This is a genomic window from Halorussus salilacus, assembly GCF_024138125.1.
Classification (GTDB): domain Archaea; phylum Halobacteriota; class Halobacteria; order Halobacteriales; family Haladaptataceae; genus Halorussus; species Halorussus salilacus.
Map to the genome: position 1 here is coordinate 179,123 of NZ_CP099994.1, position 15,698 is coordinate 194,820.

At 67.1% G+C, this 15,698-nt stretch carries 13 protein-coding genes; 6 read left to right on the forward strand and 7 right to left on the reverse strand.

What is annotated here, in order from left to right; genetic code table 11:
* Positions 1-9: 9 nt before the first annotated feature.
* Entirely contained in the window at positions 10-1,020 is a 1,011-nt protein-coding gene (hemE, locus tag NGM10_RS16520) for a uroporphyrinogen decarboxylase (protein WP_253483992.1), read from the reverse strand.
* A 372-nt stretch (positions 1,021-1,392) separates the two neighbouring features.
* Positions 1,393-2,658: an AI-2E family transporter gene (locus NGM10_RS16525; protein WP_253483994.1), complete on the reverse strand. Its 1,266-nt coding sequence runs from the start codon at positions 2,656-2,658 to the stop codon at positions 1,393-1,395.
* A 229-nt stretch (positions 2,659-2,887) separates the two neighbouring features.
* On the opposite strand from NGM10_RS16525, the gene NGM10_RS16530 reads away from it, so the two are divergent.
* From NGM10_RS16530 to NGM10_RS16545, 4 genes are all read left to right on the forward strand, one after another.
* Positions 2,888-3,478 carry an AsnC family transcriptional regulator gene (locus NGM10_RS16530; RefSeq protein ID WP_253483996.1) on the forward strand — a complete coding sequence of 197 codons (591 nt, stop codon included), beginning with the start codon at positions 2,888-2,890 and terminating at the stop codon, positions 3,476-3,478.
* 76 nt (positions 3,479-3,554) lie between these two features.
* On the forward strand, positions 3,555-5,360 hold the full coding sequence (locus tag NGM10_RS16535; RefSeq protein WP_253483999.1) for a Rieske (2Fe-2S) protein: 1,806 nt from the start codon (positions 3,555-3,557) through the stop codon (positions 5,358-5,360).
* Positions 5,361-5,601: 241 nt separating this feature from the next.
* The gene (locus NGM10_RS16540; protein ID WP_253484001.1) at positions 5,602-8,031 is read left to right on the forward strand and encodes a ribonucleoside-diphosphate reductase subunit alpha; all 2,430 of its coding nucleotides are present in this window, start codon (positions 5,602-5,604) and stop codon (positions 8,029-8,031) included.
* Positions 8,028-9,014, forward strand: a complete 987-nt coding sequence (locus NGM10_RS16545; RefSeq protein ID WP_438267172.1) for a ribonucleotide-diphosphate reductase subunit beta — start codon at positions 8,028-8,030, stop codon at positions 9,012-9,014. The genes NGM10_RS16540 and NGM10_RS16545 overlap by 4 nt, the downstream gene beginning before the upstream one ends.
* Here NGM10_RS16545 and NGM10_RS16550 read toward each other — a convergent pair whose 3' ends face one another.
* Both NGM10_RS16550 and NGM10_RS16555 read right to left on the reverse strand, forming a co-directional pair.
* Positions 9,015-9,509, reverse strand: a complete 495-nt coding sequence (locus tag NGM10_RS16550) for an acyl-CoA thioesterase (RefSeq protein WP_253484004.1) — start codon at positions 9,507-9,509, stop codon at positions 9,015-9,017.
* An 80-nt stretch (positions 9,510-9,589) separates the two neighbouring features.
* Positions 9,590-10,156, reverse strand: coding sequence for a DoxX family protein (locus tag NGM10_RS16555; RefSeq protein WP_253484007.1), 567 nt, complete (start codon positions 10,154-10,156; stop codon positions 9,590-9,592).
* Positions 10,157-10,384: 228 nt separating this feature from the next.
* Between NGM10_RS16555 and NGM10_RS16560 the strand changes: the two genes are divergently transcribed.
* Complete coding sequence (locus tag NGM10_RS16560) at positions 10,385-13,024, forward strand: heavy metal translocating P-type ATPase (RefSeq protein ID WP_253484010.1); 2,640 nt, start codon at positions 10,385-10,387, stop codon at positions 13,022-13,024.
* Between the two features lie 40 nt (positions 13,025-13,064).
* On the opposite strand, the gene NGM10_RS16565 is transcribed toward NGM10_RS16560, so the two are convergent.
* The 3 genes from NGM10_RS16565 to NGM10_RS16575 are packed head-to-tail and all read right to left on the reverse strand — an operon-like array spanning position 13,065 to position 14,832.
* A complete protein-coding gene (locus tag NGM10_RS16565) occupies positions 13,065-13,256 on the reverse strand; it encodes a hypothetical protein (RefSeq protein WP_253484013.1) in 192 nt (63 codons plus the stop codon).
* A 58-nt stretch (positions 13,257-13,314) separates the two neighbouring features.
* Positions 13,315-13,998 carry a hypothetical protein gene (locus tag NGM10_RS16570; RefSeq protein ID WP_253484016.1) on the reverse strand — a complete coding sequence of 228 codons (684 nt, stop codon included), beginning with the start codon at positions 13,996-13,998 and terminating at the stop codon, positions 13,315-13,317.
* A gap of 45 nt (positions 13,999-14,043) precedes the next feature.
* Entirely contained in the window at positions 14,044-14,832 is a 789-nt protein-coding gene (locus NGM10_RS16575) for a HoxN/HupN/NixA family nickel/cobalt transporter (protein ID WP_253484018.1), read from the reverse strand.
* Between the two features lie 114 nt (positions 14,833-14,946).
* On the opposite strand from NGM10_RS16575, the gene NGM10_RS16580 reads away from it, so the two are divergent.
* Positions 14,947-15,342, forward strand: a complete 396-nt coding sequence (locus tag NGM10_RS16580; RefSeq protein ID WP_253484021.1) for a CopG family ribbon-helix-helix protein — start codon at positions 14,947-14,949, stop codon at positions 15,340-15,342.
* Positions 15,343-15,698: the final 356 nt, after the last annotated feature.

Consider the following 15,698-nt stretch of genomic DNA (forward strand, 5'->3'; position numbering starts at 1 on the left):
CCACTCGCGCTACCACTCCCACTCCTTGGCGGTCTCGACGAACGCCTCGGCGTTCCCGACGGGCGTCTCGCGCTCGATGCCGTGGCCGAGGTTGAGGATGTGGCCCTCGGGTCCGGCCTTCTCGATGACCTCCGCGGTCTTCTCGCGGACGAACGCCTCGTCGCCGAGCAGATAGCTCGGGTCGAGGTTGCCCTGTACGGGGGTCTCGCCCAGTTCCTCCCGGGCGTCGGCGAGGTCGACGGTCCAGTCGAGGCTCACCACGTCGGCCCCCGAGTCGGCGAGCAAATCGAGCTTGCCGCCCGGATTCCGGGCGAAGACGACGGTGGGCACCCCGACCGCCTCGAAGATGCGTTGGTGAAGCGGCTGGACGAACTCCCGGTAGTCGTCGGGGGTCAGAAGCCCGGCGTAGGTGTCGAACAGTTGGATTACGTCTGCACCGGCCTCGACCTGATACTCGACGTACTCGACCACCACGTCGGCGAACCGCTCCAGCAGGTCGGCGAACGCCTCGGGGTGCTGGGACCGGAACCGCCGAATCGGGAGCTGTTTCTTGCCCGCGGGCTTGCCCGCGACGGCGTAGGCAGCGAGGGTGAAGGGCCCGCCCGCGAAGCCAATAATGGCTGTCCGGTCGCCGATGCGCTCCTGGAGGCGTTCGAGGAGCGCGCCCACGTAGTCCAGTTCCTCGCGCACGTCGGCGTGGCCCGCGGGCACGTCGCCCGGTCCGTTCACCGGATTCTCGACCACGGGGCCGACCCCGCTCTCGATGTGGTAGTCGAGGCCGAGGGGTTCGAGGACGGTGAGGATGTCCGAGAACATCACGAGGCCGTCGGGTTCGAAGATGTCCCACGGCAGGAGGGTGATGCGTTCTGCCACCTCGGGGGTCGAGATGGCCTCCTTGAACGTGTAGTCCTCGCGAATCTCGCGGTACTCGGGGATGTACCGCCCGGCTTGGCGCATCAGCCAGACCGGGGGTCGCTCGGTTCGCTCGCCGCGGGCCGCCCTGACCAGGAGGTCGCTCATTGGCCGGGAGTTGTCGGGCGAGGGGCTAATGGTTTCGGAATCGGGCTTCGGGTAGTCTGGCGTATTTTCTGGAAGATTGGTGATGGAGTTTTCTGGAAGATTGGTGATGGAGGGTGGTCCGGCTCGAATGGTCCTGTCGGTTCGCTACGAGTCGAAGAAAGACCCGACGTGAACGCCCAGAAAGCCCCCGCCCGCTCGCGGTCGCTGTGCGGGATATCCGCGCAAACCGCGCGCGGATAGTGCCCGCACAGACGACTAAAACGAGCGCGAGCGGGCGGCCCCTTTCATTCCCGCCCGCGGTGGATTGACTCTTCGGCCGAAACCCCTTGGAGGTGTCCATCGGTCGATTTCCCGTTGAGTGACTCAATTCCGTCACTGGCGGTCGGTTTCGCTTCCGTCACCCCTTCCATTCTCGCTGTCGTCCCCTTCGTCACCGCCGTCTGCGAGCGACGAGTCGCTCGCAGACGGCTGGCCGGATTCGCCGGACTCACCCGATTCACCAGACTGGTCCGGTGGGTCCGACCCCAGCGACGGGGCAGCGTTCACCTCGGGCGTGAGCCCCTCGCCGTGGACGAGTTCGGTCAGGACGAGACGGACCGCCTGCAGGACCAGCACCACGAACACCGGGAGCAGGAAGAAGCCGTACCAACCGAACAGCATCGGACCGAGCAGGTACGCGAACATCAGGATGCCCGAGTGGGTCTCCCGGCCGGTGATGTACGGCTGGACGAACGTCTGAGGGAGGATGTCCAGCAACAGGAAGCAGACTGCGAGCAGGCCCGCCGGGTAGACCAGCGACGCGCCGCCCGACTGGAGCGCCATCGCACCGACGTAGACGACAACCGGGACGTAGACCAGTTTCCCGACCACCAGCGGCACGAGACTCGCCACGCCGGTCAGGAGGGCGAGCAGGACCGCGAACGGAATCGACAGCGCGGGCGGCGCGACGAAGTTGAAGCCGTAGTAGACCAGCGTCGCGAGGACGGCTATCGTGGCGATGAACAGTACATTCCCGAAGAACACGGTTTCGAGGTCCTCGTCGACCGCGGTCGCGTAGGCGTAGCCGGTCGTGTCCCGGTCGGCGATGCTCTCGCGGAACCACGCCGCGATGCGGTCGCCGTCCCGTAGCAGGAAGAACGCCGCGGCGAACGACAGCGAGACGTGGACCAGCCCGCCCGTGACGGTCCCGAGGAACGCGAGACCGCCTCCGAGGACGGCCCCGGCCTGCCCGAACGGGAGTGACTGGAGCCGACCGGGCAGGTCGCTCAGTGTCGAGACGAGGGTCTGCTGGCCCTCGGTCAGTTCCTCGACGTTCAGGAGCGGCGCGACCGTCCGGGCGACGTCCTCCTGCCCGGCCAGCGACGCGAAGTCCTGCAACCCCGCGACGAGGATGTAGGCCACGACGACCAGTACCGGCACGACGAACCCGAGCAGGGTGGCCGACGCCGCGAGGCCGTCGCCGAGGTGGGGCCGGAGCCGGTGGAACACCGGCCGCGACGCGTAGTAGATGACGATGCCGAAGATGAAGGTCCCGACGAACGAGTGGAACACGAACGCGAGTCCCAGCCCCAGCAGTCCGAGGTAGACCCACCACCCGACGCGGTTCCGGTTGCGGTCCAGCGCGTCGACCCAGCTCACGAGCGCACCACTCCCCGGGACTCGCCCATCGTAATCACCGAAAGAGGGACCACGGCCAGCCTGATAACTGCTTTCGCCGTTTCTCTCCCTCTCCCTCTCCCTCTCCCTCTCCCTCTCCCTCTCCCTCCGCGGCGATGGGGACCTTCCCCACGCTCTCGTGGGGACGCCCGAGCCGGGACCCCCTCGCGACGAAAAGTGTTTCTACGCTGGACGGACAAGCTATCCGATAATGCGAGAACTCGACGAGACCGACTTCGAGATCCTCCAACTGCTCGTCGCCGACGCGCGACGACCGTACAACGAGATCGCCGACGCGGTGGGACTATCCCCGCCCACCGTCTCGGACCGGATCGACCGTCTGCAGGACCTCGGCGTGATCCGGCGGTTCACGCTCGACCTCGACCGGTCGCTCCTCTCGGAGGGGGTCGCGGTGCTGGTGGACGTTCGCGCCGAGCCCGGCCGGGTCGCCGACGTGCTTGCGGGCGTCGAGGAGTTGGACGGCGTCGAACACGTCTTCGTGACCGCCGACGGCCACGTCGTCTTCCACGCCCGACTGCAGGAGGCGTCGGTCGAGGCACTGGTCGCCGAGTCGCTCGACGCCGAGGCCGTCCGGGAGTACGACGTGCGACTGCTCGCCGATTCGTCGTGGAACTCGCAACCGCGGGGGGTCGAACTCGCGCTGGAGTGCGACGAGTGCGGCAACACCGTCACCGCGGAGGGCGAGACCGCGCGAATCGACGGCGACCGCTACCACTTCTGCTGTTCGTCCTGCAAGTCACGGTTCGAGGAGAAGTACGAGGAACTCCGGGAGGCCGCCTGACCCCGACTCGTGTCGGCTAGATTACTAAATGTCGTTTCAGCGAACCGTTTTGGGGTTCGCTTGCGAACTCTTCTCTATGGCAACCGAGGACACAGACCCGGAGCCGACGGAGCCCGAATCGACGGAGCCGACCGACGCCGAACCGGTCGAGGCCGAATCGACGTTCGTCGGCGTCGCCGACGCCGACGAACTCCGCGAGCAGGGGCGGATGGTCGCGCGAGCGGGGAACCGCGCCCTCGCGCTGTTCCACCACGAGGGGGAGTTCCGCGCGGTGGCGAACCGGTGTCCCCACATGGGCTTTCCGCTCTCTGAGGGCACCGTCGACGACGGCGTCCTGACCTGCCACTGGCACCACGCGCGGTTCGAACTCTCCTGCGGGGACACCTTCGACCCGTGGGCCGACGACGTCCAGACCTTCCCGACCGAGGTCAGGGACGGCGAGGTGTACGTCGACCCCCATCCCGACCCCGACCTGCCGCCGGTCGAGCACTGGACCGACAGGCTCGAAACCGGCCTCGAAGAGGGCCTGCGCCTCGTCGTGGCGAAGTCGGTGCTGGGGCTGGCCGACGAGGACGTGCCCTACACCGACCCCCTCCGGCAGGGTCTGGCGTTCGGCGCGCGGTATCGGGCCGACGGGTGGGGTCGGGGCCTGACCACGCTCGCGGTGATGGCGAACCTCCACGACGAGGTGCGCCCCGAGGACCGGACGCGAGCGCTGTACGCGGGCCTGTCTGAGGTCGCCGAGAACGCGCAGGGCGAACCCCCGCGGTTCGAACAGCCCGCGTTCTCGACCCGGGACCTGACCCGGGACCGCCTCGAATCGTGGTTCCGCGAGACGGTCGAGGTCCGAGACGACGACGGGGCCGAGCGATGCCTCCGGACCGCTATCGAGACGCTCGACCCCGAGGCGGTCGCCGATATCCTCTACACCGCCGCGACCGACCACCTCTACATGGACGCGGGCCACACCTTCGACTTCGTCAACAAAGCGTGCGAGGCGCTCGACCACGTCGGTTGGGAGCACGCCCCCGAAATCCTGCCGAGCGTGATTCCGCGCCTGACGGGGGCGACTCGCTACGAGGAGCGCTCGGCGTGGCGACAGCCCTTGGATGTCGCCGGACTCGTCTTCGACGCCTACGACGAGCTTCCCGGACTCGTCGAGGACGGGGCCGACGAGACGTGGAGCGCGCCCGAGGGGTTCGCCGACACCCTGCTGAGCGACGACCCCGAGGAGCTCGTGACTGCGATGAAAGCCGCGATTCAGAACGGCGCGACCCCCGCCGAAATCGCGGGCGAGGTGGCCCACGCCGCGGGCGTCCGGGTCGCCCGGTTCGGCACCTCGAACGAGTTCGGCGACTGGGACACGGTCCACCACACCTACACCTACGCCAACGCGGTCCACGAGGCCGCGCTCCGGACCGACTCGACCGCCGCGTATCGGGGGGCCTTCGCCGGGGCGATGAGCGTCTACCTCGACCGGTTCCTCAACACCCCGCCGACCCCGATTCCCGACGGGAGCGAGGTCGAGACCCCCGACGACCTCCGGACCGAACTGCTGGGACTGTTCGACGAGGAGGGCGAGGTCGATTCGGCCGGGCGACTGGTCGCGGCCTTCCTCGCCGATGGCGGCGACCCGGCGGAACTCAAGCGCGCGCTGGGTGAAGGTCTCCTCCGCGAGGACGCGGACTTCCACACCCGACAGAACGTCGAGGCCGCCTTCGAGCAGTTCGACCTCGCCGACGACCCCGAGCGCGCGCGGGTCCACCTCGTCGCGACCGCGCGGTACCTCTCTGCCCACGCGCCCACCCGGCGGTCGGCCGAGCAGACCTACACCATCGCCGACCGGCTCAACCGCGGCGAGAATATCCACGAGTCGGACTGACGGTGTATCCTTTTTCGCCACTCCTTTCTCCCGTTTCGCACGGTTCGGAGTCGTCGTCCCGCGCCCGGAAAACAAATTGAGTTTCACTTATGAAAGGAAAGTTGGAAAGCTTTATCCGGGTCCGACCAGACACGAGACGATACGGCCGAGGAAATCGGAGCCGAGAACGGCTCTCCACGCCGATTAGTGGCGACGCTGTCGAGCGACACCGGCCCGGTTCCGACCTCAGTAAGGATAACCCATGAGCCAGACGACTTCCACGGACGAGATGATACGCTCGGTCCTCGACCGGGCGCGCACAGGACACGAGAACGTTGTCACCGACCCGGTCCTCGCGGACCTCGTCGAGGAGACCGCACGGGACCTCTATGCAGGGGCGTCGCGCGAGGAACTGTACAACGCCGCAATCGGTGCACTGACCGCCCGGGTCGAACGCGACCCGGCGTACAAGCGCGTCGCCGCCGCGGTGTTCCGCGAGCGATACTACCGTGAGGTGGTCGGCGAGGTCCCCGATGACTTCGCGTCGGCCGCCCGCGAGTCGTTCGCCGAGAACGTCGAGCGCAGCGTCAGCGAGGGCCTGCTGGACGAGCGACTGCTGACCTACGACCTCGACGCGCTCGCGGGGGCACTGGTCCCCGAACGCGACGAACTGTTCGACCACATGGCGCTCGACACCCTCTACCAGCGGTACTTCCTCAAGACCGCCGAGGGCGAGCGCCTCGAACTCCCGCAGGCGTTCTGGATGCGCGTGGCGATGGGGCTGGCGCTCCGCGAACCGGTCGGCGAGCGCGAGGCCCGCGCCCGGGAGTTCTACGGGGTCATGTCCACGCTCCGGTTCGTGCCGTCGAGTCCGACGCTGTTCCACGCCGGGACGACCCACGCGCAACTGAGTTCGTGCTACCTCACGACCGTTTCGGACGACCTCGAAGCCATCTTCGACTCGTACAAGGGCCACGCCCAGCTCTCGAAGTGGAGCGGCGGTCTCGGCAACGACTGGACGCCCCTGCGCGCGTCGGGCGCGCTCATCGAATCGACGGGCGTCGAATCGACCGGCGTCGTCCCGTTCCTCAAGATCTCGAACGACGTGACCGCGGCCATCAATCGGTCGGGCAAGCGCCGCGGGGCCGCCTGCGCGTATCTCGCGTGCTGGCACCTCGATTTCCCGGAGTTCATCGACCTCCGGCGCAACACGGGCGACGAGCGCAGGCGGACCCACGACATGAACACCGCGGCGTGGATTCCGGACCTGTTCGTCAAGCGCGTTCGGGCCGACGAGGAGTGGACGCTGTTCTCGCCCGACGAGGTGCCCGAACTCCACGAGACGTACGGCGCTGAGTTCGAGGAGAAGTACCGGGAGTACGAGGAGAAAGCCGAGGCGGGCGAACTCCGCCAGTACGAGACGGTGGACGCCGCCGACCTCTGGCGAGACACGCTCACGAGGCTGTTCGAGACCGGCCACCCGTGGATTACGTTCAAGGACCCGTGCAACGTCCGGTCGCCTCAGGACCACGAGGGCGTGGTCCACTCCTCGAACCTCTGCACCGAAATCACGCTCAACACGAGCGAGGACGAACACGCGGTCTGCAACCTCGGGTCGGTCAACCTCTCGGAGCACACGGATTCGGACGGTCTCGACCGCGAACACCTGCGCGAGACGGTCGAGACCGGGATGCGGATGCTCGACAACGTCGTGGACCTCAACTTCTACCCGACCGAGGAGGCCGAGCGCTCGAACATGCGCCACCGGCCCATTGGCCTCGGCGTGATGGGATTCCACGAGTCGCTCATCGAGCAGGGCGTTCCGTTCGCGTCCGAGGACGCGGTCGAGTTCGCCGACGAAGCACAGGAGTTCGTCTCGTACCACGCGATTCGGACCTCCGCGGAGTTGGCGGACGAGCGCGGCGCGTACCCCTCGTTCGAGGGGTCGAAGTGGGAACGCGGAATCCTCCCCCACGACACGCTCGACCTTCTCGAAGACGAACGCGGCCGCGAGATTCCCTTACCGCGCGAGGAGCGACTGGACTGGGACGCGGTTCGCGAGACCATCGCCGAGAACGGCATGCGAAACTCCAATACGATGGCAATCGCGCCGACCGCGACCATCTCGACAATCGCGGGCACGACGCCCTCTATCGAACCGCTGTACTCGAACCTCTACGTCAAGTCGAACATGAGCGGCGACTTTACGGTCGTCAACGACCACCTCGTCGCCGAACTGAGAGACCGCGACCTGTGGGACGAGGAGATGGTGGACCGAATCAAGTTCCACGACGGTTCTATTCAGGAGATTGATGAGATTCCCGAGGACGTGCGCGAGCGCCACCGGACCGCGTTCGAAATCGACCCGCGCCACCAGCTCCGGCTGACCGCGCGGCGCGGCCAGTGGATAGACCAGTCGGTGTCCCACAACGTCTTCTTCCCCTCGACCGACGGGTCGCTGTTGGACGACGTGTATCAGACGGCGTGGGAACTCGGCGTGAAGACGACCTACTACCTCCGGACGCTCGGCGCGTCCCAGATAGAGAAGTCCACCCTCGAGATGTCCGAGTACGGCAAGACCCAGACTCGCCGACAGCAGAGCACCGAGGAGGCCGCGGACGGTGACGACGAATCGAGCGACGAGACCGACCTCCCGAGCGTGGAGGACCCGACCTGCGAGGCCTGCCAATGATACTGAACGACGAGAAGACCGACCCGAACAAGATTCTGCCCATCGAGTACGACTGGGCGCGCGAGTACTACCGCGCTGGCGTTGACAACAACTGGGTGCCCGAGGAGATTCCGATGGGCGAGGACGTAAAGCAGTGGAACGGCGACGCGCTGACCGACGCCGAGCGCCAGTTGGTCGAGTGGAACCTCGGGTTCTTCTCGACCGCCGAGTCGCTGACCGCCAACAACATCGTGCTGGCGCTCTACGAGTACGTCACCAGCCCCGAGTGTCGCCAGTACCTCCTCCGGCAGGCCTACGAGGAGGCCATCCACACCGACACCTTCATCTACTGCTGTGACTCGCTCGGCCTCGACCCCGACTACGTCTACGGCATGTACGACGAGGTGCCGTCCATCGAGGAGAAAGACGAGTTCGTCGTGGACCTCACCGAGGGAATCTTGGACGACGACTTCGAGATTCGGACCGACGACGACGTCCGGTCGTTCCTGCGCGACCTCGTCGGCTTCTACGTCGTGATGGAGGGCATCTTCTTCTACGCGGGATTCGCCATGATGCTCGGACTCAAGCGCCAGAACAAGCTGGTCGGCATCGGCCAGCAGTTCGAGTACATCATGCGCGACGAGTCGGTCCACCTCGCGTTCGGCGTGGACCTGATACACGCGATTCGCCAGGAACACCCCGGCGTCTGGACCGACGAGTTCGGAGCCGAAATCGCGTCACTCGTCGAGGACGCGGTCGAACTCGAACAGATATACGCCTTGGAGGCGTGTCCCACGGAGATACTCGGGATGGGCCCCTCGCAGTTCGCCGAGTACGTCGAGTACGTCGCCGACCGCCGCCTCGGGCAACTCGACCTGCCCGAGGCCTACGGCACCGACAACCCCTTCCCGTGGATGTCGGAGGCGACCGACCTCAACAAGGAGAAGAACTTCTTCGAGACGCAGGTGACCGAGTACCGGTCGGGCGGCTCGCTCGACTGGTAGCTACTCGGTCTCGGCCGCGAGTTCCGCCCGGCGCTCGGCGCGCTCTTCGAGCGCGCGCTCGCGCTTTCGCTTCTGGTCGTCGGTCGGACACCGGAGGTCGGGGACGCTCGCCGGGTCCTCGTCGTCGTCGAGCGCGACGAAGGTGAAGAACGACGTGGCGGTCTCGTTTCGTTCGTCCCCGCTCGGCCGTTCGGCGTACACGTCCACCTTGACCTCCGCGCTGGTCTCGCCGGTCTCGAACACGTACGCCTCCGTGACGACCACGTCTCCGAGGTCGATGGGCGCGAGGAAGTCCACATGGTCCATCGACGCGGTGACCACCTGCCGTCGGGAGAACCGCCGGGCCGAGATGGCCCCGCAGATGTCCATCCAGTGGAGAACCGCACCCCCGAGCGCGCGCCCGAGGTTATTGGTGTCGTCGGGCATCAGGATCTCGGTCGTCTCGGTGTGCGAGTCGGCCAGCGTCGCGGTCCGAACTGTCGCCGTCTGCTCCATGGATGAAGATGGCCGCCCGCCCGAATAAAACCACTAGATTTTCAGTAATCCAAACGAACTTTCATAACCGTCCCTCGCCCTCACCCGAGCAGGTAGCTCAGGAACGGGTACCGCTCGACGAGGGGTCGGCCGCCCACCGGGTACTGCTCGATGTAGGCGTCGAGACCCAGCACGCGGCCCGCGCCGAGCGCGGCCACCGCGAGGAAGGTGAGCATGTACGCGAAGTCGCCGTTGATGGGGCCGTGGGCCATGTCCCAGTTGCCCAGATAGAACATGAGCATCATGAACGCGCCGAAGAACGCCGCGAGGCGGGTGAACGCTCCGACGATGAGTCCGAGACCGATGAGGACCTCGCCCCACGGCACCGCGACGTTCACGACCGCCACGAACCAGTCGGTCTGACCCATCGCGACGAAGAGGTCGGCGAAGGGGCTCCCGTTCTCGGGGGTGGCGTACTGGAGGTATCCCGCGGCGTCGAACGGCTCGGCGGCGAGCACCTTGTCGGCGCCCGACCACAGGAAGGCGATTCCCATCATCAGGCGGAGCGCGAGTACGAACCAGACGCTCAGGCTGTGAGCGCGCGTTCGGACCGTGCGACCGAGGACGGTGCTTTCGAGGACGTTGGCGTCGAGTTCGCGTCGGCTCATGTACTCTGGTTGTGAATCCCACAGTGAAATATTTACCCCCCGACATGAACGCACGGGGCCCGGCCTCCGACCGGCGGGAACCGAACGTGGTCGGCGGGCGAACCTCGGATACGAAACTCGGGGCTCGAATTACTTTCGAGTCGTTAGGCTCACTGGGCATATCAGTTCACTCGTTAAGGGAAAAGTCGCTTCAACGTGGGACCCCTACCTTCACGCAAGGTGACCACCATGTCGAGAACGGAGCGCCTCGAAATCCGAGGCATGAGCTGTGCCAACTGCTCGGGGACCGTCGAGGACGCCCTCGGCGACCTCGACGGCGTCGGGGAGGCGAACGTCAACTTCGCCACCGACGAGGGGACCGTCGAGTACGACCCCGAGACGGTCTCGCTCGCCGAGATATACCGGACCGTCGAGGACGCGGGCTACGAACCGGTGGCCCGGCAGGTGTCGATAGGCATCTCGGGGATGTCGTGTGCGAACTGCGCGGAGGCCAACGAGTCGGCGCTCGAAGACACGCCCGGGGTCGTCTCCGCCGAGGTCAACTACGCGACCGACGAGGCGACCGTCCGGTACAACCCCGAAGTGGCGGACCTCGACGACCTCTACGACGCCGTCGAGCGCGCGGGCTACGACCCCATCCGCGAGGACGAGTCCGACGAGGGCGGCGAGACCGCGGGCGACCGCCGGGAGGACGCCCGGAACGCCGAGATTCGACGCCAGCGCAATCTGACCCTGTTCGGCGCGGTGCTCGGGGCTCCCTTCCTCGTGTTCATGGCCGACCACCTGCTCTCGCTCGGCCTGCTCGGCGACACCCTGCTCGGGCTCCCGCTCGGGTGGGTGATGTTCGCGCTCGCGACGCCGGTTCAGGTCGCGCTCGGCAAGGAGTTCTACGAGAACTCCTACAACGCGCTGGTCAGGAACCGCACCGCGAACATGGACGTGCTCATCGCGCTGGGCTCGTCGACCGCGTACCTCTACTCGGTCGCGGTCCTGCTCGGGTTCACGGGCAGCCTCTACTTCGACACCGCCGTCTTCATCCTCGTGTTCATCACGCTGGGCAACTATCTGGAGGCCCGCTCGAAGGGGCAGGCCAGCGAGGCGCTCCGGACCCTGCTGGAGATGGAGGCCGACACCGCGACGATAGTCGAGGGCGGAGAGGAGAAGGAGGTCCCGGTCGAGGACGTGGAAGTCGGCGACGTGATGGTGGTCCGGCCGGGCGAGAAGATACCCACCGACGGCGAGGTGGTCGACGGCGAGAGCGCGGTCGACGAGTCGATGGTGACCGGCGAGTCGGTGCCGGTCGAGAAGCGCCCGGGCGACGAGGTGGTGGGCGCGACCGTCAACGAGAACGGCGTCCTCCGCGTGGAGGCGACCAAGGTCGGCTCCGAGACCGCGCTCCAGCAGATCGTCCAGCTGGTCAAGGAGGCCCAGAGCCGCCAGCCCGAGATACAGAAGGTCGCCGACCGCATCTCGGCGTACTTCGTGCCCGCGGTCATCGCGAACGCCCTGCTCTGGGGGACGCTCTGGTACGTCTTCCCCGAGGCGCTCGCGGGATTCGTGGGAGCGCTCCCGCTGTGGGGGCCGGTCGCCGGGGGTCCGGCGGTCGCAGGTGGGACGGTCTCGGTCTTCGAGTTCGCGGTGGTCGTCTTCGCCTCCGCGGTGCTCATCGCGTGTCCCTGCGCGCTCGGGCTCGCCACGCCAGCCGCGACGATGGTCGGGACCTCCATCGGCGCGCAGAACGGCGTGCTGTTCAAGGGCGGCGACGTGCTGGAGCGAGTTCGGGACGTCGACACCGTGGTCTTCGACAAGACCGGCACCCTCACCGAGGGCGAGATGCGCCTGACCGACGTGGTCGCGCTCGGTCCCGCCGCGAGCGGCGGGACCGAGCGCGCGACCGACGGAGGGAACGAACCCGCCTCCGACGGCGGCGAACCGGCCGCAGACGGAGGGGCCGTGGAGGCCCCCGCCGCCGAAATCGACGAGGGGTTCGTCCTGTCGGCGGCCGCCAGCGCCGAGAAGGGAAGCGAACACCCCCTCGCGCAGGCCATCGTCGAGGGCGCGCGCGAGCGCGGCCTCGACGTCGAGGACCCCGAGAGCTTCGAGAACGTCCCCGGTCACGGGGTCCGCGCGGAGACCTCTCACGGGACGGTGCTGGTCGGCAACCGGAAGCTACTGGACGACGAGGGCATCGACCCCGAACCCGCCGAGGAGACCATGGAGCGGCTCGAACGCGAGGGCAAGACCGCGATGCTGGTGGCGGTCGGGGGCGAGCTGGCGGGCGTCGTCGCCGACGCCGACACCGTCAAGGAGAGCGCCAAGCGGGCGGTCGCCGACCTCCGGGACCGCGGCACCGAGGTCATGATGATCACCGGCGACAACGAGCGGACCGCCCGCGCGGTCGCCGAGCAGGTCGGTATCGACCCCGAGAACGTCCGCGCGGAGGTCCTGCCCGAGGACAAGGCCGACGCGGTCGAGGCGATTCAGGTCGACGGGCGCGAGGCGATGATGGTCGGCGACGGCGTCAACGACGCGCCCGCGCTCGCGGCGGCGTACGTCGGCGCGGCCATCGGGTCGGGCACCGACGTGGCCATCGAGGCCGCCGACGTGACGCTGATGCGCGACGACCCCGCCGACGTGCTGAAGGCCATCCGGGTCTCGGAGGGGACGCTCTCGAAGATCAAGCAGAACCTCTTCTGGGCGCTCGGGTACAACACCGCGATGATTCCGCTGGCCTCGCTCGGTCTGCTCCAGCCCGTCCTCGCGGCCGGGGCGATGGCGGTCTCCAGCGTGAGCGTGCTCACCAACAGCCTCCTGTTCCGGCGCTACACCCCGGACCACGACTACGAGCTGTTGGGGTTCCTTCGGTGATTCCCGCTCGGCGTCGGCTCTCGGCCGGAACCGCGGCGGGTCATCGGAGGGCCTTCTGCACGCCCTCGTAGGCGACCCCGGCCTCGAAGACGACCAGCAACGCGAGGAGCGTCGCGGTGACTCCCGTCAGGTCGAACCACTCGAACGTTCTGACCGCCAGTATCACGAGCGTGACGGTGAGGAGGACGTACACGAGGGTCGGCAGTAGCGCGGCTTCGTCCATGGGTCCCACCGGTCGGGAGTTGTTCTCGCGAGGTCAAAAAATTTGCTCCTCCCGAAGCCGCGGCGTCTCAGAAGCATTCGAGGAGGTCGCCGTCTTCGAGGGGGTCGGGGGTCGCCTCCCGCACCGACCCCTCGACGTTGCCGCGGTACTCCGCGTCGGTCCGAGCGAGCCCGGTCTCGTCGACGGCGTAGACGGCGGCCTCCCCGGCCGGTTCGGTCATCACCACCGAGTCGCCGCTGACCGCCGCGAAGTGGACCGCGAAGTCGACACGGACGGTCGCGACGGGGTCGCGGAAGTCGAACCGCTCGACGCCCTCGACCATCGGGTCGAACTCGACGAGTCGGTCCTCGTGCTTGTCGAGATAGACGTTTCGCTGGTAGACCTTCTCGTATTCCGCCACGAACGTCTCGACGGCGTCGCCGTCGAACGCCGCTGGCGGAGTCGGGTAGTCGGTCGAGCCGACGCTCTCGTAGACCTCGGTCTCGTCGCCGACCTCCACCTCGTGTTCGACGCCCGCCTCCACGTCTGACTCGGGTCGATAGGCGCTCGAACAGCCGAAGCGCTCTGCGACCGGATTCGGCGCGGCCGTCTCCGTTTCGTCGTCGTCCGTCGCGTCGGTGGTCTCGGTCGGACGGTCGTCCGAGTCGGACGACTCGTCGGCGCTTCCGAAGCCCGAACCGTCGCCGAGACAGCCTCCGAGCGGGAGGCAGACCGAGAGGCCGACACTCGCGAGGAGTTCGCGGCGGTCCATACCTCGAACCCGTCGGGAGACGGTTAAATACTTTCCCGGGGCGCGTCAGAACAGACCCGTGATGAATCCCAGACCCATGAGTATCAACACCGCAGCGGAGAACGCGGGCAGGTAGTCGGTGTACTGCTCGACGCGCTCCTCGTGGGACTGGTAGCCCGCGATGAGCAGGAGGGTGAACGAGACGATGCCGACGATGACCGTCAGCGCGTAGACGGTCATCAGCGAGAGGCAGTAGTCGGACCCGGCACAGAGGGCGATGATCTCGAACTCCTCCTCGTGGGCGAACCCGAGGACGAACGCGAATCCGGCGATACCCCACAGGCCGCGGTCGGCGGCGTCGTCGGCGGAGCCGTGGGAGTGCCCGCCGACGAACGGGAGCGCGAGCTTCAGTCTGGCGAGGCGGTCGTGGTCGTGGTCGTGGTCGTGGTCGTGGTCGTGGTCGTGCCTACCCCCTTCTCCTTCGCCCGTGCCCGCGCCCGCGTGCGAGTGGCCGTGCCCGTGGAAGTACTCGCGGACGCCCAGCAGGATCAACAGGACTCCGGCGACCACGCCAATCGGGCCGCCGATTTCGACGCCGAGGACCGTCATCGACCCCTCGACGTCGGTGAGTCCGAAGTACGACTTCGCGAAGAAGAACGCGACGACCATCGCGATGCTGCTGACGAGGTGGCCCACTCCGAGGATGAAGCTCGCCGCGAAGCCGTAGAGCCACTTGTTCGACTGGTCGAGGGCGTAGCTCGCGGCGACCGGCCAGCCGTGGCCCGGCTCGATTCCGTGGACGACGCCGAGCGCGATTGCTCCGGCGAACAGCCCGACTGCGTCACTCGGTATCATTCGCGTCCGGAACTACGGACGACCCTCGCAAAACGACTTGTTATTACTGAATCGGGCACCGAGTAATAACCGCGACTCGAAATCCCCATCCGGGTCGGGCCCCAAGCGCCCGGTATGCGAACCAGCCTCAACGTTCCCGACGACGTGCTCGCGGCGTTCGACGAGACGTGGCGCGCGCAGGGACTGGACTCCCGCTCGCGCGCGGTCCGCGAGGCGATGCGCGAGTACGTCGAATCCCACGAGGAACTCGAATCGGCGGAGGGAGAGGTGGTCGCGGTCCTGGCCTACGACTACGAACACGAGGCGGTCATCGGCGACCTCCACGTCGTCCAGCACGAGTTCGGCGAGGTCATCACCGCGACCAGCCACGTCCACCGCGGCGAGTGGTGTCTCGAGACCGCGTTCTGTCAGGGCCCGGCCGAACAGGTCCGACGGCTCGCGTACCGCCTCCGGGACTTCGACGCGGTGGCGCGCGTGAAGGTGATGGTCCTCGGAAGCGACCGCGAGTAACTGACAGTTTCGGGGTGATATCGGGTTGTTTCCCCGTGCCGTGAGAGGGGTACTCATTGAGGCTTCGGTTCGACGGCCTTAAGTGTAACCCGGGCATTCGTAGTGATGTGAACGATGTCCCGCGGTTCCGACCGCTCGGGGCGTCGCGGATTCGAAGCAGTTAAGTAGGGTTGTCCCCTACGATTGAATCCGAACGAGTCCGACCGGGGCGGGGCGACGCCCCGCCCCGGTCGGCAGGAAATGAGGATTCCACCCCTGCGGTCCGCCGTACACGATGGAATCTGATGTTAGCCCTGGTAGTTCGGTGATACTCGGTCGGTCCTCGACCAGTATCGTCGAATCTACGGAACCATAGC

What these genes read in the sequence shown, in the direction of transcription:
- hemE (WP_253483992.1), bottom strand. Translation starts at nt 1,020, where the DNA reads ATGAGCGACCTCCTGGTCAGGGCGGCCCGCGGCGAGCGAACCGAGCGA.
- NGM10_RS16530 (WP_253483996.1), top strand. Translation starts at nt 2,888, where the DNA reads ATGCGAGAACTCGACGAGACCGACTTCGAGATCCTCCAACTGCTCGTC.
- NGM10_RS16535 (WP_253483999.1), top strand. Translation starts at nt 3,555, where the DNA reads ATGGCAACCGAGGACACAGACCCGGAGCCGACGGAGCCCGAATCGACG.
- NGM10_RS16540 (WP_253484001.1), top strand. Translation starts at nt 5,602, where the DNA reads ATGAGCCAGACGACTTCCACGGACGAGATGATACGCTCGGTCCTCGAC.
- NGM10_RS16545 (WP_438267172.1), top strand. Translation starts at nt 8,028, where the DNA reads ATGATACTGAACGACGAGAAGACCGACCCGAACAAGATTCTGCCCATC.
- NGM10_RS16550 (WP_253484004.1), bottom strand. Translation starts at nt 9,509, where the DNA reads ATGGAGCAGACGGCGACAGTTCGGACCGCGACGCTGGCCGACTCGCAC.
- NGM10_RS16555 (WP_253484007.1), bottom strand. Translation starts at nt 10,156, where the DNA reads ATGAGCCGACGCGAACTCGACGCCAACGTCCTCGAAAGCACCGTCCTC.
- NGM10_RS16560 (WP_253484010.1), top strand. Translation starts at nt 10,385, where the DNA reads ATGTCGAGAACGGAGCGCCTCGAAATCCGAGGCATGAGCTGTGCCAAC.
- NGM10_RS16570 (WP_253484016.1), bottom strand. Translation starts at nt 13,998, where the DNA reads ATGGACCGCCGCGAACTCCTCGCGAGTGTCGGCCTCTCGGTCTGCCTC.
- NGM10_RS16575 (WP_253484018.1), bottom strand. Translation starts at nt 14,832, where the DNA reads ATGATACCGAGTGACGCAGTCGGGCTGTTCGCCGGAGCAATCGCGCTC.
- NGM10_RS16580 (WP_253484021.1), top strand. Translation starts at nt 14,947, where the DNA reads ATGCGAACCAGCCTCAACGTTCCCGACGACGTGCTCGCGGCGTTCGAC.